The organism is Candidatus Enterococcus wittei (assembly GCF_002140175.1).
Lineage (GTDB): Bacteria > Bacillota > Bacilli > Lactobacillales > Enterococcaceae > Enterococcus_B > Enterococcus_B wittei.
In genome coordinates this window covers 245776-269823 of sequence record NZ_NGMO01000005.1, presented here as the reverse complement: position 1 = coordinate 269823, position 24048 = coordinate 245776, and the positions used below count along the sequence as shown (strand labels likewise).

Here is a 24048-nt window from a genome sequence, read left to right as displayed (position 1 = left end):
AACTCGGTAGAGTTTCTTACATGAACTTCAAATCCAGTTTTGAGTGAACAAGATTTACTCAAATATAGATAACACCACAGTGTGGTGGCGATAGCAAGAAGGATACACCTGTAACCATGCCGAACACAGAAGTTAAGCTTCTTAGCGCCGATTGTAGTGAGGGGTTGCCCCTTGTGAGAGTAGGACGTCGCCACGCTTATCGTTATCTTTGGAGGTTTAGCTCAGCTGGGAGAGCATCTGCCTTACAAGCAGAGGGTCAGCGGTTCGATCCCGTTAACCTCCATATGAGCCGTTAGCTCAGTTGGTAGAGCATCTGACTTTTAATCAGAGGGTCACAGGTTCGAGCCCTGTACGGCTCATATTTTTGCGGGTGTGGCGGAATTGGCAGACGCACTAGATTTAGGATCTAGCGCCTTACGGCGTGGGGGTTCAAGTCCCTTCACCCGCATCATATGAATTTAATCATATCAAGTTGCCGGCTTAGCTCAGTTGGTAGAGCATCTGATTTGTAATCAGAGGGTCGAGGGTTCAAGTCCTTTAGCCGGCATCGTAAATACGCGGAAATAGCTCAGTGGTAGAGCACCACCTTGCCAAGGTGGGGGTCGCGGGTTCGAACCCCGTTTTCCGCTTTGCCATTGAAACGCGCCGGGGTGGCGGAACTGGCAGACGCACAGGACTTAAAATCCTGCGGTGAGTGATCACCGTACCGGTTCGATTCCGGTCCTCGGCATTACAAATATGCGCCCATAGCTCAACTGGATAGAGTGTTTGACTACGGATCAAAAGGTTAGGGGTTCGACTCCTCTTGGGCGCGTAGTTTTTTTATTTTTTCGGGAAGTAGCTCAGCTTGGTAGAGCACTTGGTTTGGGACCAAGGGGTCGCAGGTTCGAATCCTGTCTTCCCGATTTTTTGTTTTTGCTTTCTCTTAACGTTTACGTTTATTCTATCCTTTTTATAATTAAATATGCGCCCATAGCTCAATTGGATAGAGTGTTTGACTACGGATCAAAAGGTTAGGGGTTCGACTCCTCTTGGGCGCGTTGAGTAAGACTGGGACTTAGTTGATCTTCCAGTCTTTTTTTTATGGCTCTTTGTCAATAAGGACTGATGAGTTGTGCAAAATCAAATCTGGGTCAGAATGAACCTCATTCTTTCTCAGATTTTTTTGTTATTTCACTTTGATTAATTGATTGATCAAAAAGATTCTAATTTTCATGTTCTCAAATGATTTAAATCCGTAAGATACTCGTTTCATTGTCTTTATATGGGTATTCTTCGCTTCTATTTTTCCATTAGAGTAAGGATAAACCAGCGCATTGGTGATCCCTTCTTCATAGGATAGAAGGTTTTGAAGCTTCGTTCGAAAGCTGTCGTCTAGCGTTTCTGGAAGTTCTTTTAATAAGGAGAAAAACAAGTTGGGATCTTTGGCACGAAAAGCTTCCAACAACTCGTGAAAAACAGTATATGTCTCTTTGAGAGGTGTTGAAAAAGCAAGTAATCGATCAATCATCATGGCTTCGGTAAGAAGTGGGTATTTAGGCGCTCGGAAACTTCGCCATGTTTTGTAGTCATAATGATTAATATTTTCACGATTTTTTAACAGAAAGCGCCAGTTCCTTTTCAGTTTTTCGGCTTCACTATGTTGCCCCCTCTCACGTAGTTCTTTCATTTCTCGGATACGAAAGTCGTTGAATGCCTGATTCATATGTTTGACTATATGAAAACGGTCAATCACAAGTTTTGCATTTGGTAGAACGCTTTTTGTGAGCTGGAAGTAGGCGGCATTCATGTCTGTAACTAGGTATTCTACCGTTTCGGGATTGGCACAGTTTAGAAAATAGTTGGTTAAACGAGGTAATTTGCGTGTGGGTAAAATCTCAATTAGTTTGCCTGTCTCACCATCTGCACAAATAAAGCTCATCTTATCTTCCTTGCAAGTATGAGAACGAAATTCATCGACCATCAATACCCGAGGTAGAGTGCTTTTGGAAGGTTTTGGTAGATAGCATTTCAGCTCTTTCAATGTACGAATAACGGTTGTTAAAGATACCTGACAAATTTTTGCAATAAAAGATAAAGACACTTTTTCAGTTAGAAAAGAAATGATTTTGAATCTGACATGATTGGCAATTGAATGTCTAGGGCGGACAAAATAACTTTGAGCAGTCCAGTTTCTCCGACAATTTTTACAGGTATAACGTTGCTTCTTCAAGCGTAGGACCATTGGCATATGATTGTATGGGTCAAAACGTACCATCGTTTTCTTCTTACCATTTTTAACAACGATCGACTTGCCATTCGCATCTAACACGGAAGAACCACAATTTTTACAGGCACACGGAGCAGGTGAAAGAACCGCATCAACGATTAAGGTCTTTTTCTTGTGCAGGGTCTCGAAAGTAACCTCGGTAATGGTTAAATTTTTGTCTACTAATCTCAGCATTTTTTTGATAGAATCATTCATAGAGCATATCGTCCTCTCAGTTGTTTATTTTGTGGTGATTTAATCATACTAGAGAACGATATGTTTTTTAATATCTAAAATGAAAATGGGACGGAAGAATCATTTCTGATTCATCAGTCCCATAAATTATAGAGCCTTTTTTATTTAATAAAGTATTGCAATGTAACCATTGGTTGTTTATGCTTGTGTTGATCAAAAGCGTTCTCCTTTCTTTCTGCTAATAAATTCGTTATAATTAAGGTCAATATTAGTCAAAGGAATGAGTAAAATGGTGCAACGAAATACTTCGGATTTAATTGAATCATATATAAAAAAGATTCTAGAAAACAATGAAATGATCGAGCTTCGAAGGATTGAATTGGCAGACCTTTTTAATTGCGTTCCTTCGCAGATCAATTATGTCATCAATACTCGTTTTACCATTCAGCGGGGTTACCTAGTGGAGAGTAAACGTGGTGGTGGTGGATATATACGAATTGCAAAAGTCCAAATTTCAGACAAAAAACATATGTTAGAACAGATCAATCTTTTATTTGATGAAAGTATCAGTGAAAAAAATGCTTTTGCTATTATCCAAAAGCTCTATGAGGATCAAATAATTACTAAAAAAGAAGGTAATTTGATGTTAAGTGCGATTGCAAAAAATACATTGAGTGGCAGTGAATCAGAAGATAATATACGTGCTCGAATCTTACGAGCATTTCTAGAACGATTAAGTTATGAAGATGGGAAGTGAAAATAAATGACAGATCTTTTTACTGAAAGAGCACAGCAGGTCTTAGATATTGCTCAGGATGAAGCAAAACGTTTGAAACATCAGACAGTGAGTTCTGAACATATCTTGTTGGCATTAGTCATTGAACCGAACGGAATTGCTGGAAAAGTCTTAAGAGAAGTACATCTGAATGAAACAGATATTTATGAAGAAATTGAGCATTTAGTTGGTTATGGAACAGTAAAATCTTATAGCAAAGAGGTATTTCTTCCCTACTCACCACGTATGAAACAAATATTTGCTTTAGCAAATAGTGAAGTGAAGAAAATGGGTGCACAAAAAGTTGGTACGGAACATATCTTACTTAGTTTGTTAAAAGATGAAAGCATCATGGCTACACGCATTATGATCAATTTAGGCATTAGCTTGAGTAAAGTTCGCCAATCGTTGAAACGTAAAATGGGACTAGGAAATGAACCGACTAACAGCGGTGGAATGCGTCGCAGAAATTCTCAAGAAAAACGACCAATGACTCAAGGTACGCCAACATTAGATTCTCTTGCAAGAGATTTGACTAAATTAGCAAGAGAAAATAAATTAGATCCAGTAGTTGGTCGCTCAAGAGAAGTGAAACGATTAATTCAGATTCTTAGTCGTCGCACGAAAAACAATCCCGTATTAGTTGGTGATCCTGGGGTTGGGAAAACGGCTATTGCAGAAGGATTGGCACAAAAAATTATTCTGGGTGAAGTACCAGAAGAAATGAAAACTAAGCGATTGATGATGCTAGATATGGGTGCACTTGTGGCTGGAACGAAGTATCGTGGCGAATTTGAAGATCGCATGAAAAAGGTCATTGATGAAATTTATCATGATGGGGAAGTTATTTTATTTATTGATGAATTGCATACTTTGATTGGTGCTGGTGGTGCAGAAGGCGCAATTGATGCTTCTAATATTTTGAAACCCGCATTGGCTCGAGGGGAACTACAAACAATTGGAGCGACAACCTTAGATGAGTATCAAAAATATATTGAAAAAGACTCAGCCCTAGAAAGACGGTTTGCCCGTATCCAGGTAGATGAGCCAACGCCTGAAGAAACAGAAGAAATTTTGCGTGGGCTTCGTTCTAGATATGAAGAGCATCATGGGGTAGAGATTACCGATGAAGCCATCCGAGCAGCAGTCAATCTGTCGGTACGTTATATTACTTCAAGACAGTTGCCCGACAAAGCCATTGATTTGATTGATGAATCTGCTGCTAAAGTTCGTCTTGATCAAACGGATGATTTATCTCAGTCTACACTGATTAAGTTAGAAATTGAACAACTAATTCAAGAAAAAGAAGCAGCGATTCAAACACAAGATTTTGAAACTGCTGCTCACTTACGTCGGCAAGAAAAATCAATGATGAAAAAATTAGATAAATGTTTAGCGATTGAAGACAAACATAAAAATGGACATGCCGATCGTGTAACAGAAGAAGACGTAGCAACAGTTGTTTCAGAATGGACAGGTGTTCCATTACAACAACTGGAGAAAAAAGAAAGTCAACGATTGATGGAATTGGAATCGCTACTTCATGAACGAGTGGTTGGTCAAGATGAAGCAGTCAAAGCTGTGTCTCGTGCGATACGTCGGGCGCGAAGTGGATTGAAAGATCCTAATCGTCCAATTGGTTCTTTTATGTTCTTGGGACCAACAGGCGTTGGGAAGACGGAACTTGCTAAGGCGTTGGCTGAAGTCATGTTCGGTGAAGAAGACTCACTGATTCGTGTGGATATGTCTGAATTTATGGAAAAGTATAGTACAAGCCGCCTTATTGGCTCCCCGCCAGGTTATGTGGGATATGACGAAGGTGGGCAGTTGACGGAAAAAATTCGTCAAAAACCTTATTCTGTTATATTACTAGATGAAGTGGAAAAAGCTCATCCAGATGTGTTTAATCTATTGCTACAAGTGTTAGATGACGGTCATTTAACGGATTCTAAAGGAAGAAAAGTAGACTTTCGCAATACGATCATGATCATGACTTCGAATATTGGTGCCACTCAAATCCGAGAAGAGAAGAATGTTGGATTTAATGTCCAAGATATCACGAAGGATCATAAAGCAATGCAAAAACGTATTTTAGAAGAACTGAAGAAAGCTTTCCGTCCAGAATTTTTGAATCGTATTGATGAAACGGTTGTTTTCCATTCTTTGAGTAAAGAGGAAGTACACTCGATCGTACAAATCATGAGTAAAGCTATTGTCAAGCGTTTGAAAGAACAAGATATTCAGGTGAAAATTACACCTGCAGCAGTGGATGTGATCGGTAAAGCAGGATTTGATCCAGAATATGGCGCACGACCAATTCGTCGTGCACTTCAAAAAGAAGTAGAAGATCGACTAAGCGAGGCCTTACTAGGTGGAGAAATTCATTTAGGCGATCAAATCACTATAGGTGCTTCTAAAGGGAAAATCACGTTAAATGTACGTACCCCAAAAAAGGAAATAGTTAATTCTTAAAAAATAAAAGAGAGACTCTTTGGCAGAGAATATTGGTAAAGGGGAATCTTAGCATAACTGGAGTGTGGAACAAAAGCGTTATTTACTTTTGTTCCACACTCTAAATACATATAAACGGCAGGAGAAGAAGCAACTCCTTCGAAAATAAGCCGAAATTCACAAAAATTTGAAAAAACAATTTTCGTGAATTCCTTCTTGTTTCTCAGAGTTGAACGTTTGTCCCAACCTCTTTTTTATTAATCCGTAAAGTCATATTAGTGGAACTCGCTAACCACAAAAAGTATAGTACTGAGATTGGGAATGTGTTTCTCCAGTCTTTTTTTATTTTTCAAGAATCCAACAATAAATGAATGAAGTATTGGAAAGTTTTCAGAGCTATGCTACTATTATGGAGTTGTAGGAGGAGAAGATGATGATCGAAATTATAACTACTGTAGAATCTTTCGAACAAGCGAGAGAACTGATTGAAGCAGGTACCGATACATTGTACTTTGGAGAAGAATTATTTGGGCTACGACTACCTACGTCATTTACACGTGAGGAACAACGTCAATTAGTAGCCCTTGCACATAAACATGGAAAAAAGGCTAATGTGGCAGTCAATGGCATCATTCATCCTGAGAAAATGAAGAAAATACCTGAATACCTTCATTTTCTAAAAGAAATCGATGTAGATGTTATTACCGTTGGCGATACAGGGGTCATTTATACGATGAGAAAAAATCCAGAGTTGAGCATTCCGTATGTTTTCGATGGTGAAACGCTAGTTACTAGTGCGAGACAAATCAATTTTTGGGCAAAAAAAGGAGCAATTGGTGCGGTCTTAGCACGAGAAGTCCCCTTTGCCGAAATGATTGAGATGGAAAAAAAAGTGACAATTCCTGTCGAAACACTTGTGTATGGAGCTACATGCATCCATCAATCAAAGCGTCCTTTACTGCAGAATTACTATAACTACACGAAACAAGACGAAAAAAAAGATCGTGAAAGAGGACTCTTTCTTTCTGAACCAAAGAAAGAAGAAACCCATTATTCTATTTATGAAGATACACATGGTACACATATTTTTGCGAATAATGATATCAATCTTAGCAATGAATTGGAAAAATTGTATAATCATCAGTTCCAAACTTGGAAATTAGATGGATTATTTACACCTGGACAGCCTTTTGTAGAAATCACAAAGTTGTTTATTGAAGCAAAAGAGTCGATTGAAGCGGGGAATTGGAATGAACAAGTTGCACAAGAAATCACTGAAAAAATCAACACACTTCATCCAGAAAATCGCGGATTAGATACAGGATTCTTTTATATCGATCCTGAATCCATCAAGTAAGGAGTATGACGAAAGAAAAATGACTACGATGAAAAAATTAAAACGCCCGGAAGTCTTAGCTCCGGCAGGAACCCTTGAAAAGTTAAAAACAGCGATTCATTATGGAGCCGATGCGGTGTACATAGGCGGGAATGCCTATGGGCTACGAAGCCGTGCAGGCAACTTTACTTATGAAGAAATGGCAGAAGGGGTAGCTTTTGCAAAAGAACATGGGGCAAAAGTCTATGTAGCAGCAAATATGGTGACCCATGAAGGAAATGAGGAAGGGGCAGGTGAGTTCTTTCGCAATTTACGAGATGTTGGTATATCTGCAGTGATTGTTTCAGATCCAGCGTTGATCGAGATTTGTTCAACTGAGGCGCCAGGTTTACCTATCCATTTATCTACACAAGCTTCTGCTACAAACTTTGAGACTCTTGAGTTTTGGAAAGAAGAAGGACTGGAACGAGTAGTACTTGCACGTGAAGTATCCATGGAAGAAGTTGCTGAGATTCGTAAGAATACAGATGTCGAAATTGAAGCTTTTATTCATGGTGCAATGTGTATCTCTTATTCTGGACGATGTACCTTATCCAATCATATGTCTATGAGAGATGCAAATCGTGGAGGCTGTTCCCAATCTTGTCGCTGGAAATATGAATTGTACGATCTGCCATTTGGACAAGAACGACATAGCCTAACAGATGCGGGTGAAGTAGAAGAAGAATTTTCAATGAGTGCTGTAGATATGTCAATGATTGAACACATTCCAGATTTGATCGAAAATGGTGTGGATAGTTTTAAAATCGAGGGCAGAATGAAATCCATCCATTATGTCTCAACAGTAGCAAATGTCTATAAAGCAGCTGTAGATAGCTATATGGAAGATCCTGAAAATTATGTCTGCAAACAAGAATGGATCGATGAACTATGGAAGGTAGCTCAACGTGAATTAGCGACAGGTTTTTATTACAATACCCCAAGTGAAAACGAACAATTATTTGGGCAACGTCGAAAAATCCCGGTATATAAATTTGTTGGTGAAGTTTTATCTTATAATGAAGAAACGAAAATTGCGACGATCCGTCAAAGAAATCTCTTTTCTGTCGGCGATGAAATCGAATTTTATGGACCAGGATTTACACATTTTAGTCAAACGGTGGACATGATGCATAATGAAGAGGGCGAATCGATTGATCGTGCACCAAATCCAATGATGATCCTTACCATGCCAGTGGCACAACCTGTAAAACCTGGTGATATGATCAGAAAAAGAAAATAATCAATCTACAAAAAAGGAAATTGAGCATCTTTGAAACAGTTTCTTATAAAACATGCTACACTTATTTTTTGTAAGAAACATTATAAATATAGCTTTTGATTACCGTTTAATTGATATTAGGGATAACCAGTGATCTACTGCCTATCTCTAATGAAACCAAAGGAGGAAGAAAATGAAAACTTACGATTACATCGTTATTGGTGGCGGATCTGGCGGTATTGCTTCAGCAAATCGTGCAGGTATGCATGGTTCAACAGTTTTACTGATCGAAGCGAATGAACTTGGCGGTACGTGTGTCAACGTTGGTTGCGTTCCTAAAAAGGTAATGTGGCAAGCAAGCACGATTCTTGAAACAATCGATCGTGATGCAGCAAGTTACGGGGTTCAAGCTGAGGTGAACAACTTCGATTTTAAAGAATTAGTAGAAAAACGAGAGACCTACATTGATTTCTTACACGGTGCTTATCAAAGAGGATTAGATAGTAATCATGTGGATGCAATCAAAGGATATGCGAGCTTTGTCGATAGTCAGACTGTCCAAGTGAATGGGGAACACTATCAAGCTTCCCATATTTTAATTGCGACTGGTGGAAGACCAACGAAAATGTCGATCCCAGGTGGAGAATATGCAATTGATTCAAATGGTTTTTTCGAATTAACAGAGCTTCCTAAACGGACAGTTGTTTTAGGTGCAGGTTATATTGCCGCTGAACTTTCTGGTGTATTACATGGTCTAGGAAGTGAAGTAATGTGGGCCTATCGCAAAGAGCGTCCTCTACGCACCTTTGATAAGATGTTGTCAGATAACTTAATTGAAATGTATCAAGAAGCTGGAATTAAGACATTTGCAAACTCTATTGCTAAGGAAATTTCAAAAAATGAAGAGGGATATACCGTTGTCTTTGAAAATGGTGAAACTCTAACAGGAGATTGTGTGTTATTTGCCGGTGGGCGTGAACCAAATACGAATCAACTTGGCTTAGAAAATACTTCAGTGGAACTAGATGAAAGAGGCTTTGTCAAAGTAGATAAATATCAACAAACGACAGATGAACATATCTATGCAATCGGTGATGTCATTGGTAAAATCGATTTGACACCAGTAGCGATCGCAGCAGGACGTCGGTTATCTGAACGACTATTTAATGGTAAGAAGGATGCTTACTTAGACTACAATCTTGTGCCTACGGTTGTGTTTACACATCCGCCAATTGCTACCATCGGTGTCACAGAAGAGGAAGCTATCAAAACATACGGGGAAGGTGAATTAAAGGTTTATCGTTCACGTTTTACACCGATGTATTTTGCCTTAAATGATTACCGTCAGAAATGTGAAATGAAACTGATCTGTCTAGGAAAAGAGGAAAAAATCATCGGATTACATGCCATTGGCGTTGGTGTGGATGAAATGTTGCAAGGATTTGCTGTGGCAATCAAAATGGGAGCGACAAAAGCTGATTTTGATAATACTGTTGCAATCCATCCAACTGGGGCAGAAGAATTTGTAACCATGCGTTAGCCAAATTAAAATTATTACCTGATGGCTTTTCATTAAATAAAGAGCGTGGAACAAAAGCATTATTTACTTTTGTTCCACGCTCTAAATTCATATAAACGGAGGGAGCAGAAGCAACTCCTTCGATAATAAGCTGGAATTCACAAAAATTTGAATAGCAATTTTCGTGAATTCCTTCTTATTTCTAGGAGTTAACCACCTCTGTTCCAGTCTCTTTTTCAAAAATCTAAACATAGATAATTGATTCCAAGTTATTCCAAAATGCTGTAGTTGGTATTTTGGAAATTTTAATGATTTTTGCAGAGGTTTTCATTTGATTCAATTCGATATCTGTTAAAACAAGATCATACTGGTTAAGCTGTTCGTAATGGATTTGAAAAATATTTTCATTATAAGTATGGATTGTATGGAGAGCAGGTAATTTTTTTAGTAATAACTGTTTATAAAAGGTAAGTATATGTTCTTCATGATAAGAGACAATTAAGATAGATAGCTGTTTTTTATATGGGAAAACAGTAGTAAGTAATTCAGGAGACAAAGCAATCAGTTCTAATAGTAATTCTTCATAGAGTAATTGATTGTCACTGATCTCTATCAAACCGGACTGCTCAATTGCTTCTTTATAAGCATTTAATAATTTTGGTGAATGTGTCATTAAAATTTCAGATAAAATATGTATGTAAGATGTTTTGAATATTTGTAAATTTTTATTGTAATGAATAAATTCACTCAACTGTTGCAAGTCATTTTTAGATAATGAAAAATCAAGTGACAAGCAATGATAAAAATGGTGTGCTAAATTTTTAATGCATTGGTGTTTCTCACTATCCTGATTTTCGGTAATTGAATAAGGAAATAAGATATCACTAGTCATTAAGTTATGTACATTCTCTTTAGTGACAGTAAAGTGATATTGTTTTTCAATCATTGAGCAAAAAACTGTGTGCTCCTTGAATAAATGAAAGAACAAACAGTCCTTTTCTGTCTTATTCGCAGAGTTATACGGAGCTAAATGTCCTTGTCCGACTCGTATGATCGAGGTATAGAGATAATAGCTGTTTAAAACTAATTTATATGTACTAATTGAAACAGGCTGTCTCTGTTTTTTATAATAACGTTGTAGCACCTCAAAAATCTGTTGGAAATGTGGTAACTTCTGAGGTGTGTATTGCTCTCGGAATAGACTGCAAAAAAATTGACGTATGTAATCTTCATTTCCAGTGATTTGTAGTTTAGCAGAAATAAGAATCGTCATTGGGAAATTTTTTTCTTCAAAATAATTATTTATATTCGCAATGATTCTCCTAATGCTTGTTTCACTTAAAAATAATTTATTCGCTAAGTTAGCTAAAGAAAGTTCTTCTATAAAAATTGCTTGTAATATTTGAACATTTGTCGATTGGCTAAGAATTTGTTTGATCAAATCTTCTAAGTTTACATCATAGGGCAGGGAAAGAGTTGCGATTTGATATTGATCGATTTCAATTGATGCAGGTGAATAAGTATGATTAAAAAACAGAACATCTGTCAACAACGTTTTTTTCGTAATTTCTAATTGTTCTGCTAATCTCGTACAATCCATTGGAGCCATGCCGAGTAATAAAGATAATTTAATTTGCCTTTCAGAAGTTTTTTCAAGTATACTTGCTCTTTTTCTCATAATTTGGGATTTTCAAAAAAAGAAAACCTTATTTTTCACACCTTTCATTCATTCTATAATCATTATTTTATCATATTTTTTTAATGGTAGGGGTTATTTAATATTTTTTATATTAGGGATAACCAGTGATCTACTGCCTATCTCTAATGAAACCAAAGGAGGAAGAAAATGAAAACTTACGATTACATCGTTATTGGTGGCGGATCTGGCGGTATTGCTTCAGCAAATCGTGCAGGTATGCATGGTTCAACAGTTTTACTGATCGAAGCGAATGAACTTGGCGGTACGTGTGTCAACGTTGGTTGCGTTCCTAAAAAGGTAATGTGGCAAGCAAGCACGATTCTTGAAACAATCGATCGTGATGCAGCAAGTTACGGGGTTCAAGCTGAGGTGAACAACTTCGATTTTAAAGAATTAGTAGAAAAACGAGAGACCTACATTGATTTCTTACACGGTGCTTATCAAAGAGGATTAGATAGTAATCATGTGGATGCAATCAAAGGATATGCGAGCTTTGTCGATAGTCAGACTGTCCAAGTGAATGGGGAACACTATCAAGCTTCCCATATTTTAATTGCGACTGGTGGAAGACCAACGAAAATGTCGATCCCAGGTGGAGAATATGCAATTGATTCAAATGGTTTTTTCGAATTAACAGAGCTTCCTAAACGGACAGTTGTTTTAGGTGCAGGTTATATTGCCGCTGAACTTTCTGGTGTATTACATGGTCTAGGAAGTGAAGTAATGTGGGCCTATCGCAAAGAGCGTCCTCTACGCACCTTTGATAAGATGTTGTCAGATAACTTAATTGAAATGTATCAAGAAGCTGGAATTAAGACATTTGCAAACTCTATTGCTAAGGAAATTTCAAAAAATGAAGAGGGATATACCGTTGTCTTTGAAAATGGTGAAACTCTAACAGGAGATTGTGTGTTATTTGCCGGTGGGCGTGAACCAAATACGAATCAACTTGGCTTAGAAAATACTTCAGTGGAACTAGATGAAAGAGGCTTTGTCAAAGTAGATAAATATCAACAAACGACAGATGAACATATCTATGCAATCGGTGATGTCATTGGTAAAATCGATTTGACACCAGTAGCGATCGCAGCAGGACGTCGGTTATCTGAACGACTATTTAATGGTAAGAAGGATGCTTACTTAGACTACAATCTTGTGCCTACGGTTGTGTTTACACATCCGCCAATTGCTACCATCGGTGTCACAGAAGAGGAAGCTATCAAAACATACGGGGAAGGTGAATTAAAGGTTTATCGTTCACGTTTTACACCGATGTATTTTGCCTTAAATGATTACCGTCAGAAATGTGAAATGAAACTGATCTGTCTAGGAAAAGAGGAAAAAATCATCGGATTACATGCCATTGGCGTTGGTGTGGATGAAATGTTGCAAGGATTTGCTGTGGCAATCAAAATGGGAGCGACAAAAGCTGATTTTGATAATACTGTTGCAATCCATCCAACTGGGGCAGAAGAATTTGTAACCATGCGTTAGCCAAATTAAAATTATTACCTGATGGCTTTTCATTAAATAAAGAGCGTGGAACAAAAGCATTATTTACTTTTGTTCCACGCTCTAAATTCATATAAACGGAGGGAGCAGAAGCAACTCCTTCGATAATAAGCTGGAATTCACAAAAATTTGAATAGCAATTTTCGTGAATTCCTTCTTATTTCTAGGAGTTAACCACCTCTGTTCCAGTCTCTTTTTCAAAAATCTAAACATAGATAATTGATTCCAAGTTATTCCAAAATGCTGTAGTTGGTATTTTGGAAATTTTAATGATTTTTGCAGAGGTTTTCATTTGATTCAATTCGATATCTGTTAAAACAAGATCATACTGGTTAAGCCTGTCTCTTATACACATCTAGATGTGTATAAGAGAATAATTTTGGTGAATGTGTCATTAAAATTTCAGATAAAATATGTATGTAAGATGTTTTGAATATTTGTAAATTTTTATTGTAATGAATAAATTCACTCAACTGTTGCAAGTCATTTTTAGATAATGAAAAATCAAGTGACAAGCAATGATAAAAATGGCTGTCTCTTATACACATCTAGATGTGTATAAGAGACAGATACAGTATAGACTTTACACGGAAAGGAGATAAATAATGATGGGGCTTCTTGAGAAGCAATTAGAAAGGCAAATTTCCTTACTATACTTACTAAATATAGAAAATTCGAATATCAGTGATTTGGCAAAAGAACTTAATATTACAGACAAAACAATTACGGCTGATATTGATAGTTTCAATGCCACTTGTTTTCCAGCATGCATAGAAATCAATCAGTATAAAGAAGCAACACTGACACTTCCAAGAAAACTTAATCTAGATGATGTTTTTGGTCGTATTTTGAATAATTCGACTAACGTAAAAATTTTAAAATGTATATTTATGTTAGAGCCTTCTTTAGCTGAAATTGCAGCAAAATTGTACTTAAGTAAAACGAGTATTCGTAGAATTATTACGAAAATCAATACATATTTTTTTAAAGAAAAAATCAACATACAAATCGCTTTAGATACTAAATTAATCATTATTGGAAATGAAATTGAGATTCGTCGTCTGTTTGCCAGTATGTTTAAAGAAATCTATAAAGTGAAAGATTTTCCTTATTTTGATACGATTTACCAAATGTTACGCCGCTGTTTAAAGAGCCAAAAACGAACGGTCAGTACACCGAAAGTCATCTATACTGTCTATTACATTTTCTCTTCCATTATCCGTATTGGAAATAACCATCTTATTCCCGAAAATGAGTTGATTAATGATGAACAAGTAGTCAATAAGGTTCTAGAAATTATCAAAAAAGATACTGTATTTTGTACTTTGATGAATCAAAAATATAAATTTACTGTGACAAAGAAGAATGTATCTAATATCTTAACTTCCTATTTTGGACTAATGTTTACAGAGATGGATCAATGGGAGCATGGATTGATGAAAAAAATCGAATGTTTTACGACTAATTTTTATCGATCACTGAACATCGAGATGCAGATGGATGAGGAGAAAATCAAGTATTTTTTTGACTTTATCCGTTTTTATAAAGAATTAGCTGTTTTTAAAGTAAGTTATGTAGATATCTCCTATAAAAAAATGATGCAAAATAATCCTAAGATTTGGCAAGCATATCAAAAATCTTTAAGTATATCGGAATTACAATTTGTGGAACAAAGTAAATTTTTACATAAAGAATTATTATTGGAGTTGATTATTTCTTCTAGTGAATTACTACGGATGATCGAACCAAAGATACAACAGAAGTCGATTTTATTACTAAGTTCACAAGAAATAGGTTTATCTTTACTATATAAGAACTTGATTTTGAACAAACATCCTTTTTTAAACAATATTGATATTTATGAAAAGGATATTTTTGCTATTGATTATCAACTGCTCAATCAATACGATTTGATTTTAACCGATCTTTCTTTAAATTTTGAGCGTATTACTTCGGAGATTTTGAAAATATCTAAAGTACCAACTTCGGTTTTCTGGGAAAATTTTGAACAGTGTCTTTACTCTACTTGAAAAACGGCAAAAAGTAAGAAGCAAATTTTTTTTATTTATGGAAAAATAGAAATGGAGACTTTGCTAAACTTGTGTATTATTAATATACGGTTTAGTGAAGTCTTTTTATATAGGAAAGCAAAAGGAGTGGAGTGAAATGTCAGGTATAGCATTGTTATACTTTGTAGTTAAGGCATTATGGTTGCTAGCAAAACTAATAGTTAAGATCGTAAAAATCCCTTTTAAGTTAGGTAAATGGATAAGTAACAGAGTAGAAGAAAAAAGAAAAAGAGATTTTAATAAGCAACTACGGGAAGAAAAATTAAAAGGTTTAAAACAAAAAAATGCTGTTCGATCTCAACAGTTACAAAGTAATCAATCACTTACTAGACAATCAACTACTAGTCAGCCAGCTTTGATCTCTTTAGCATCAGGAGCAATGGAAAAATCCCAACTTGAAACCAACGTTAGTATGAAGGCTAATCAATCATTAAATTTGGGGATAGTACGTGGGTAAATAAAATTAAACTAAGAAATCAAGTATTAGGGAGGTTTGAAAAGTGAATGGGCATGAAGAAGAAAATAATAATCCAACTTACATAAAAAAAGCTTTTTTAGCTATGTTTTCTTATAATAATGAAAAAAAATTTAACGCTGAGCTCAATAAAGAAATAACTGAGAATGTAAGAGAGGTGAATAGTGAAAAAACTATTGAGTCTGTTCTTGAACAATTAATTCCTGCCAAGCAACAAAATATCAATGTACAACTAGAGATCAATCAGATGGAACAGGAAATCAGTATTTTAAAAATGCGAGATGCTCTACTTCAAAAGGTCGTTAGCATTACACCAGATGAAAAAGCATCGATTAAAAACATCTGTAAAGTGGAACAGGATAAACTTCAAAAAATTGAAAAAACACTTAAAGAATTTAAAGCAAAGTTGGAAATTATCGATAAAGAGGAGATTTTAGAAGCTACTAGCAAAAAACAACTCGAAGAAGCAACCATTGCTTTGTCAAGGATCCATAGATTTGAAACTGCTACTAAACATGATACACAACGCGAGGTTAAATTAAAAGAGCTTGATGCATTGAGAGAAAAGATCAGGCAGGCAAAAGACCACACACAAACACTTAAAGCTGAGGTTAGTTCTGCAAAAGATAATCTTTCAAAGATTGTAATTATTGAAAGAAACTTAAGAGGTGCGCTAGAAAAAAAAAATGTTGATCCAGCAATGATCACAACTGATGCGAGCACTTCTTTACCGGAAGCAGAATTAACACGTAGTAATTCTTTTTCTGGACTTAAGGTAAACAAAAATGATACACCAGCTACGTTAAAAATGAAACTGCAACAAACAACAGCATCAAAAGCAACGATTGAAAAAATCATTGTTAATAAACAAGAACAAGTTGATGGGATAACTAGTATAGTTGAGCCATCAAACGCGAAGGTGTTAGAATCTCTAGCAAGCAAACAATTTACTGAAGCAGCTAGCCAAACAACTAATGAACTCGAAGAAAAGCTACCTAGAAAACGTAGGGGTGAAAAAGAAGAATCAGAAATTAAGAAAAGTAAGATAGAACCAAGCATTGCTGTAACACCAGAACCACATGTAGAAACCAAAAAAGATGATGAAAACGAAAAAAATGAAAAAGATGAAATAGACCGCGCACTTGATGAAGCAATTAAAGGTCTCAAAGAAGAGCCAATTAAACAGAACGCGAAATCGTCAGAAAAATCCCTTCATCCTATTGATAAAAATGCTATCATCAAATCAACACCGGACATTAACAAGTTAAAAAAAGAATTAGGAGAATTAGGCACCAAAGAGCCAATTAAACAAAACGAGAAATCGTCAGAAAAATCCCTTCATCCTATTGATGCAAATGTCATCATCAAATCAACACCGGACATTAACAAGTTAAAAAAAGAATTAGAAGAAGCAGTCACCGCTAACTTTAAAGCACGAGCAGAGTTGTTGCAAGTACAAGTCAATAAGCTAAATGAGTTATTAAAACATAGCACTAAAAATGGGCAGAAGGATGATAAATTACATCCTCAGTTGAAGGAACAACTTGCTATATTTGGCCCATTATCAGAGAATATGCAAGAAATTTTGAAGGATCCAGCTAAACTAGCCAAATACGTGGATGAGTACTCCACTCCAGATGTGAAAGAAATGCTGAAAATTATCGAAACGTCAAATGTTGAAACAACGAAAATAAACGAGCAGATCAAAGAATTAAAAGCTCTTGATTTTTCTCAATTGAAACAGTCCTTTTTGCGAGGATCACTATTCTTTCGTCTATTTAGATGGACAATTAATTTGTGGCCATTTGCTGTTTATCCATTTCTTCCATCTTTTCTTTTGGCTTCGGTGCCATTTCCCACTGATTATTTGTATCAGGTACCAAGTTATGCCAATGCGGTAATGGGGTTTGTTTGTGCCAGTTATTTTGGCTCAAAAGTACTTGTTTTTGCAAATGAGAAAATTCCAGCACTCCATCAAACATTAGTTGAAAAGATGCCAAAAACCTATGGTGCTCTTAGCCATGGGCTAGGGCTTGCTATTACACGGTTAAAATCAGTCTTTCCTACAAGACAAAAAGGTGATCAAGCAAAAGAAGAAACGTTATCAGAAGGCATGACCAAAACAGGAAATGTAAAAATTGTGGAACTTTCAGCAGATGGGAAAGAAATTTCTGCTGAAGGGAAAATCATTCCAAAACAAACCGATATTTCAGTTAAGGGAACACCTGAAATTGCTGAAACACAACCCAAAGAAGGGATCTGGGACAAGATTCTTAATGCACCTAGAGATGTGGTTGGATATGTATGGAAAAATAAAGTATCGGTGGCTATTATGGTGCTCCTACCGATCGCTTTAGGGGTCGGTGGCATGTATGCGATGAGTGCCGTTTTTCCTGCTCTTGCATTTTCACTTGCAATGCCATATTTGGCGCAAATAGGTACATTCGCACTAATTGGTGTAGGAATCGGGGTTGGTGTCCAATTAGTGGATAGACTTGTTTTAAAGCCAATCGAAAATCATATAGTGGAGAGGGAAAATAAATCCTTTGAGCAAAAAATAAATGAAAAATCTGAAGAAGTTCAAGAAATTGGAAAAAACCGTTTGCTTGATTCACAAGAGTTTCGTGATAAGGTCACAATACTTGCACGGGGTGAAGAAAAAGTATCTGAACAAGTGAAAAATAATGAACAACAAAAAACACCAGAAATCAATCAAACAGTGAACAAAGAGCAAAATGGTGTGTCTGTGAAAGAAATGCCAGATACTATAAAGATGGAGTCTTCAAAAGAAATTTCAAGTACCGCCCAACCAAGTACTTCTCAACTAAAAACAGAGCAATCAAATAAGGTAAGTATTCAATCGAAGCAACAAACGAATACTACAGTCCAAGCTGAAAATACATCCCAAGAGAATCTAAAAAGGATTGATTCGTTGAGGAATGCCTCAATTCAAAAAGCGACATTAGAAAATTCGCAGATACAGAAACAGTACCGCCAACAACAGCAGCAACAACAGAATCAGCAACAAAAAAGAAAACGAGAAAAAGCCATGTAGTTTATCAATAATAAAGAAAGGAAGCATAAATAATTGAAAATAAAAGATTCCCGACTGATTTGGGGAGTTCATGTGTTGTTTTTTAGTATTTTGTTCTACTGTGGTAATCGCATTGGCTATTTATTTTTAGCGAAGAGAACTGGTGGACATCCACTTTCAGAAGTTCTCGTAACAGCATTCAATCAAACATTCGAGGAACTTTCCCAACTTTCACCACAATTTGATTTTGTACCGATATCTTTAGGAGTGGCAGCAATCGCTGTTACTTTATACATATTATTCGTATTGTATAGAACCTACGCTACAAAGAACACCAGACCCGGGGAAGAATACGGGAGTGCAAGATGGGGGAAATACAGAGATATCCGTGCATTTGTTGATAAGAAAAAAGAGTATAATATTTTACTGACGAAAACAGAAAGTATGTCTTTATCAGGAAGAATGAAGATTACACGTAACGATAATTTTAACCGAAATAAAAATGTCGTAGTGGTCGGTGGTGCTGGTAGTGGTAAGACACGTTTCTATGTAAAGCCTAATCTTATGCAGATGCACTCTTCCTATGTAGTCAGTGATTCTAAAGGATTACTATTAGCTGAAACTGGAAAAATGTTTGAAGAAGCAGGGTATAGAATCAAAATATTTGATTTAATCCATCGGAAAAATACAGATCAGTATAATCCTTTTCAGTATATTCAAAATGAAGATGACATTCTTAAAATCGTAAATAATCTAATCAAAAATACGACAAATCCGAACAAAAAAGGTGGAGATGATTTCTGGGAAAAGGCGGAGACTGCATTATTGATGGCGGTGTTTAGTTATTTGATCCAAGAAGTCACACCAGAAGATCGTACCTTAGGAAACGTCATCGAACTGGTTCGTTTAGCTGATATTAAGGAAGAGGTTCCTGGGTACGTTAGCCCACTGGATATTTTATTTAATGATTTAGAAGAAAAAGATCCAACAAATTTTGCGGTTGCGCAATATAAAATTTTCAAACTTTCAGGTGATAAAACGACAAAAAGTATCTTAGTTAGTTTAGGGGTACGGTTGTCACCATTCGATATTCCAAGTATCAAAGAATTAGTGTCACAAGATACATTAGAACTAGATACGGTAGGAGATGAGAAAACCATTCTTTATATCCTACTTCCTGACACAGACACCAGTTTCAATTTCTTAGCAAGTATGATGTACCAACAATTATTTGACATGCTTGTTTACAAGGCAGATAATATTTATAAAGGACGTTTACCGTGCCATGTCCGCTGTATTTTGGATGAGTTTGCCAATATCGGGCAGATCCCTGATTTTGAAAAAGTGATCTCAGTTATTCGAAGTCGAGAAATTTCGACTAATGTCATTCTGCAAAATATTAGTCAGTTGAAAACACTGTACAAAGATACTTGGGAAACGATTATCGGTACAAGTGACGTCTTTTTATATCTTGGGGGAATGGAACAAAGCACCCATGAGTATATTTCAAAACTTTTAGGGAAATCAACGATTGAGCAACGGAATACCAGTGTGACGAAAGGTTCCAGTGGATCGTTCAATGAAAGTTTCCAAAAATTAGGTCGAAATTTGTTAGATCCCGATGAGGTGGCTAGTTTGAAAGGGCAAGAGTGCATCCTAAAGATTCGTGGTGTCCATCCATTTTTATCCAAGAAATACGACATCGTCAAACATAAAAATTATAAGAAATTAGGCGATGTGACTGAATCTTATATGTATAAAAGAGATCAAACTGCGTAACATTTAAGTTCCATGTAGGGTCAGTTATCAACGATGAGTGGATAGAAGACGATATTTAGCAATGAACACATTCTTCAGGTGAATAGCGAAGCATCCCACGATAGATCATGCAAATTTGGCCTTTGTACTTTTTTCATTAAGCAATTTTCCTCAAAATGGATATTTAGGTCTAGAATATTTAGAGTATCTTTGATAAGCTGAGTATGAGACATCTTGAATCCTCCTTATGAATGGTTTCGCCAAATCAATTCTAAAGGATTTCAAGGTGTCTTTTCTATCTTTTTTTCTCAATAAAAAAGATGTCAGCGGAATCCACCAACATCAAAAAGTATAGATCCTGAAAATCGGCATCTAGGGATATTGTTTTTTATGTAGAAATTTTACTCAGGTGAAATTTCTATTTTTTTTTATGAGATTTTAAAATAAAAAAACAGATTTTTGAAATCACTGGTGACTAGTGTAAACAAGGTACAAGATTTAATCATCTAATCTTTTCTACCATACAATTGAATGGAACCCAAGGAGAAGCAATGATTGTTATGGTTCTGTCAATGAGACATTGATTATTTTGAAATCAGTGGCGCAATTCATACATAGTTTCAATTGACTTTCCGAAGTAATTATTTGTAATTAATTCGAGGTTTGCTACAATATTTTTTATAAGTAATTAAAAAATAAACTGAAAATAGCTATCATTTTTAAGTAGAGAGAACAAGAAAATGTCCCAATGTAGTAAAGTTATTGACGATGAACTAGCAAGAAGGGGTAGTGTTAAAAGTTAGTGACTAGATGATTCGTTATGATGGATATAGTTTGCGGAACCTAAAGATGACAGACGGAGATAGGGAATAACATGAACGCTAAGTAAGTCGAATCAATGAATTCCACTATCTATGAGGTAAGGAAAGGTCTTGGTTAAACGAGCAAAGAAAGAATATATTAAATTTATCTAGCATGCTCTAGTAAATTTTTAATTTTTAATTATAATTCCAAGTATTAATAATCATCGAGGGGATATCAAAATGAAACAAAGATTGTCACGCGAAGAGATAAAAGAACGTTTAGTCACTGACGCCTATTTTAAAAAAGGGTTTTCAGCATTGAAGATCCGTCAAACGATTTTAATGATTCTAGCTTGGTTAATGGTGCTGTTTTCGTTCCTTTGGTTAGCGATTCCACTGACATTACCTGACCTTGCTGTTCGAATGGCTTTCCGTACGTATTTAGAAGAAGCGACCGCCTTTGAATATTTGTCCTTATTTTTAGGGATTGCTTTTCTTTTTTTGGTGGTACTATTCGTTTCTTTAACACTAAGAAACAATCGTCGGTTTAAGAAATTGCTCCAAAAACAAACGATGCATGATGAAGAAAAACTTTTTAAGCGCAAAGAGTTACTGGATGCCTTTTATGAGGACCGCTTTGGAATAAAAAAAGAGCGGCAAGCCTGTAAATATTATGCTGTTCCACCAGAAAAAAATATTGGCGAAACAGAAATCCAAGACTTATTTCGTAGAAATGGGGTGGGGGATTGATTATCAACTTTGATACAGGCTTCCCATGGCTGGATATGTTTTTAACTATTATTTTACTTATCCTATTTACTTATCCAATACTCGGTGGTTTTGCCTGGTTTATTGGTGTAATTTGTCATACGTTTATTTTTCACTACAATCAATTGGAGTGGATTCCTATTCCAGAAGAAATTGAACCGATGATTACGATTATGATACCTGCACATAATGAAGAAATCGTCATTGAAGATACGATCCATTATTTGATGAATAATCTCAATTATAGCAATTATGAAGTGTTGGTTACCGATGATGGGTCGACTGATGAAACACCTGTAATATTAGCACGTTTGATGGAACAATATTCTAAATTGCGTGTATTGCGGATTGAAAAAAATCAAGGAAAAGCGCATGCTTTTAACATCGGTGTTGGTTTTGCCAAAGGTGAATTGATTTTAAGTAATGATGCCGATACGGTACCAGAACCTGATGCTTTATGGAAATATGTCAATTACTTTATTCGTCAAGACTCGAACAATATTTCTGCGATTACTGCCAATATGGATGTTCAAAATCGCACAACGATTATTGCAAAATCTCAAACGGTTGAATTTTCAAGTATCGTAGGTATTATCAAACGAACCCAACAAGCCGTGTTCGGTGTCATTTATGCCTATAGTGGTGCCAATACGATGTATCGAAAAGATGCTTTAATGGATGTTGGTTTATTTCGTCAAAATCGAGCGACTGAAGATATCAGTATTGCGTGGGATCATCAATTTCGCGGTTGGCTTTCACTGTTTGCTTCAAACGTGATGTTTTTCATGGAGGTTCCAGAAAACCTCAAGATGCTCTATCGGCAACGCAAGCGTTGGGCAAAAGGTGGTACCGAGGTTTGGTTGACCAATTTTAAAAAGGTATTTTTACATCCATTTGAAAACCTTGGGCGAACGAGCATGTTTATTGATCAGACCTTAAGTATTATCTGGTCTTTCTTTTTTTGGTTATCATCGGTAGTATTTATCACTTATCTGGTTTATTTCGCGGCGGTAGGGAATTTTGAACGAATTTATCATATGTTTACGATGGCCTTTCTCTTTGTTTGTTTTGAAATGATCGCAGGCATCCTGCAGTTATTTACTAGTTTGCTAGTGGATGACAGTAGAAGCAAGCTGAAGTATTTTCGATTTGCACCATTTTATATGCTTTTTTATTGGATGATCAATGCATTGACGATTGTAACTACGTTTATTCCCGCCATCAAAACAATCCTCGGACATGGGAGTGGTGTCTGGGTCAGTCCAGAACGTACTGCCAAAAATAGGACAGAATAATTAAAAAAATTAGTGTTTTTATTTAGACTCTTTTTAAATGAGAATAGTGAGGTTGGAACAGAAGTGCTTAACTTCGAGAAATCAGAAGGAATTCACGTAAATTGCTTTTCAAATTTTTGTGAATTTCAGCTTATTATCGAAGGAGTTACTTCTGATTCCGCCGTTTATACGTATTTAGAGCGGGAAACAAGAGTAAATCATACTTTTGTCTTACGCTCATTTTTTTAGCTTCTAGACTAATTAGTTGTTTTCTTATACACATTTTTTTGGAAGCTATAAATCAGATGTGTTATTTTTTGGTTAAAAAATTATAAAGATGTTGTATTCACATCAGGAGTGTAACTTTGAGGTCTACCTCACAAAGAACACTGTCTGTCTCTTATACACATCTAGATGTGTATAAGAGACAGGTCCTAGGTGATTATATTAGTAGTGTTCTACTAGAATACTTTTTGTTTCTTCTGAGTAATCTACTTTAAAATGTTTACTCCGAGCTTACAATAAAACCTCATTGATTCTTCCATAAATGAATAATTTCCTATTCGCTTACTCAAGTTGTTTCCTTATTTCATTGATTTTGGTTTTTTTGAACGCTATTGTTTTGTAAACTTTTACACTCCTCCTTATTTTTTATAATTTTCATATATCGTTATTTAATAGTTCCCTTCCCTTTTAAATCTTAACATCGTTATTATAAAAATCCAAACGATATGAACCTTTCGTTAAAGGGATATGATTATAGCTATTAATCTAAATATATCCCAATTTATCAAATAAATAAAATAACTTATTTTATATATATTTACAGATGATAAAGATGAACTCATCGTCTATTCGAACAGATATAGAG

Annotated in this window: 14 protein-coding genes, 9 tRNA genes, 1 rRNA gene and 1 pseudogene; 22 read left to right on the top strand and 3 right to left on the bottom strand. The window is 35.9% G+C overall.

Annotated features, from left to right (window positions below; all coding sequences use genetic code 11):
* Nucleotides 1-80 precede the first annotated feature (80 nt).
* The 10 genes from rrf to A5844_RS13595 all read left to right on the top strand — a co-directional run bounded on the left by rrf (nt 81) and on the right by A5844_RS13595 (nt 1040).
* Nucleotides 81-196 (top strand): 5S ribosomal RNA (gene rrf, locus A5844_RS13640).
* Nucleotides 197-210: 14 nt separating this feature from the next.
* A tRNA-Val gene (locus A5844_RS13635) sits at nt 211-283 on the top strand.
* Between the two features lie 3 nt (nt 284-286).
* Nucleotides 287-359, top strand: a tRNA-Lys gene (locus A5844_RS13630).
* Between the two features lie 7 nt (nt 360-366).
* Nucleotides 367-448 (top strand) — tRNA-Leu (locus A5844_RS13625).
* A 26-nt stretch (nt 449-474) separates the two neighbouring features.
* Nucleotides 475-547, top strand: a tRNA-Thr gene (locus A5844_RS13620).
* Between the two features lie 10 nt (nt 548-557).
* Nucleotides 558-629: transfer RNA gene (locus A5844_RS13615), tRNA-Gly, on the top strand.
* A 15-nt stretch (nt 630-644) separates the two neighbouring features.
* Nucleotides 645-730 (top strand) — tRNA-Leu (locus A5844_RS13610).
* Nucleotides 731-740: 10 nt separating this feature from the next.
* Nucleotides 741-814, top strand: a tRNA-Arg gene (locus tag A5844_RS13605).
* Nucleotides 815-831: 17 nt separating this feature from the next.
* Nucleotides 832-905: transfer RNA gene (locus A5844_RS13600), tRNA-Pro, on the top strand.
* A 61-nt stretch (nt 906-966) separates the two neighbouring features.
* Nucleotides 967-1040: transfer RNA gene (locus A5844_RS13595), tRNA-Arg, on the top strand.
* A 128-nt stretch (nt 1041-1168) separates the two neighbouring features.
* Here the strand turns inward: A5844_RS13595 and A5844_RS13590 are convergent.
* Entirely contained in the window at nt 1169-2464 is a 1296-nt protein-coding gene (locus tag A5844_RS13590) for an ISL3 family transposase (protein WP_086285663.1), read from the bottom strand.
* Nucleotides 2465-2732: 268 nt separating this feature from the next.
* Here A5844_RS13590 and A5844_RS13585 point away from each other — a divergent pair, with 268 nt between their 5' ends.
* The 5 genes from A5844_RS13585 (at nt 2733) to gor (A5844_RS13565) (ending at nt 9806) form a co-directional block, all read left to right on the top strand.
* Nucleotides 2733-3200, top strand: coding sequence for a CtsR family transcriptional regulator (locus A5844_RS13585; RefSeq protein ID WP_086285694.1), 468 nt, complete (start codon nt 2733-2735; stop codon nt 3198-3200).
* 6 nt (nt 3201-3206) lie between these two features.
* Entirely contained in the window at nt 3207-5690 is a 2484-nt protein-coding gene (locus tag A5844_RS13580) for an ATP-dependent Clp protease ATP-binding subunit (protein ID WP_086285693.1), read from the top strand.
* A 412-nt stretch (nt 5691-6102) separates the two neighbouring features.
* Nucleotides 6103-7026, top strand: coding sequence for a peptidase U32 family protein (locus A5844_RS13575; RefSeq protein WP_086285705.1), 924 nt, complete (start codon nt 6103-6105; stop codon nt 7024-7026).
* 19 nt (nt 7027-7045) lie between these two features.
* On the top strand, nt 7046-8287 hold the full coding sequence (locus A5844_RS13570) for a peptidase U32 family protein (RefSeq protein WP_086285692.1): 1242 nt from the start codon (nt 7046-7048) through the stop codon (nt 8285-8287).
* Between the two features lie 172 nt (nt 8288-8459).
* Nucleotides 8460-9806: a glutathione-disulfide reductase gene (gene gor / locus A5844_RS13565; RefSeq protein ID WP_086285690.1), complete on the top strand. Its 1347-nt coding sequence runs from the start codon at nt 8460-8462 to the stop codon at nt 9804-9806.
* 223 nt (nt 9807-10029) lie between these two features.
* On the opposite strand, the gene A5844_RS13560 is transcribed toward gor (A5844_RS13565), so the two are convergent.
* A complete protein-coding gene (locus A5844_RS13560; protein ID WP_086285691.1) occupies nt 10030-11463 on the bottom strand; it encodes an AcpB/EbpR/MafR family transcriptional regulator in 1434 nt (477 codons plus the stop codon).
* A gap of 168 nt (nt 11464-11631) precedes the next feature.
* Here A5844_RS13560 and gor (A5844_RS13555) point away from each other — a divergent pair, with 168 nt between their 5' ends.
* The 5 genes from gor (A5844_RS13555) to A5844_RS13535 all read left to right on the top strand — a co-directional run bounded on the left by gor (A5844_RS13555) (nt 11632) and on the right by A5844_RS13535 (nt 20353).
* Nucleotides 11632-12978: a glutathione-disulfide reductase gene (gene gor / locus A5844_RS13555; RefSeq protein ID WP_086285690.1), complete on the top strand. Its 1347-nt coding sequence runs from the start codon at nt 11632-11634 to the stop codon at nt 12976-12978.
* A gap of 626 nt (nt 12979-13604) precedes the next feature.
* Nucleotides 13605-15026, top strand: a complete 1422-nt coding sequence (locus tag A5844_RS13550; protein WP_086285704.1) for an AcpB/EbpR/MafR family transcriptional regulator — start codon at nt 13605-13607, stop codon at nt 15024-15026.
* Between the two features lie 136 nt (nt 15027-15162).
* A complete protein-coding gene (locus A5844_RS13545) occupies nt 15163-15522 on the top strand; it encodes a hypothetical protein (protein WP_086285689.1) in 360 nt (119 codons plus the stop codon).
* Nucleotides 15523-15565: 43 nt separating this feature from the next.
* The gene (locus A5844_RS13540) at nt 15566-18595 is read left to right on the top strand and encodes a coiled-coil domain-containing protein (RefSeq protein WP_086285688.1); all 3030 of its coding nucleotides are present in this window, start codon (nt 15566-15568) and stop codon (nt 18593-18595) included.
* 75 nt (nt 18596-18670) lie between these two features.
* Nucleotides 18671-20353 (top strand): VirD4-like conjugal transfer protein, CD1115 family, encoded by a 1683-nt coding sequence (locus A5844_RS13535; protein ID WP_373419214.1) that lies wholly within the window; start codon nt 18671-18673, stop codon nt 20351-20353.
* 58 nt (nt 20354-20411) lie between these two features.
* Here the strand turns inward: A5844_RS13535 and A5844_RS14035 are convergent.
* A pseudogene (locus tag A5844_RS14035) lies at nt 20412-20565 on the bottom strand (ISL3 family transposase); the annotation flags it as partial.
* Nucleotides 20566-21375: 810 nt separating this feature from the next.
* Between A5844_RS14035 and A5844_RS13530 the strand changes: the two are divergent.
* Entirely contained in the window at nt 21376-21885 is a 510-nt protein-coding gene (locus tag A5844_RS13530; RefSeq protein WP_086285687.1) for a hypothetical protein, read from the top strand.
* Nucleotides 21882-23198: a glycosyltransferase family 2 protein gene (locus tag A5844_RS13525; protein ID WP_256924563.1), complete on the top strand. Its 1317-nt coding sequence runs from the start codon at nt 21882-21884 to the stop codon at nt 23196-23198. The genes A5844_RS13530 and A5844_RS13525 overlap by 4 nt, the downstream gene beginning before the upstream one ends.
* The last annotated feature ends 850 nt before the right edge of the window (nt 23199-24048 follow it).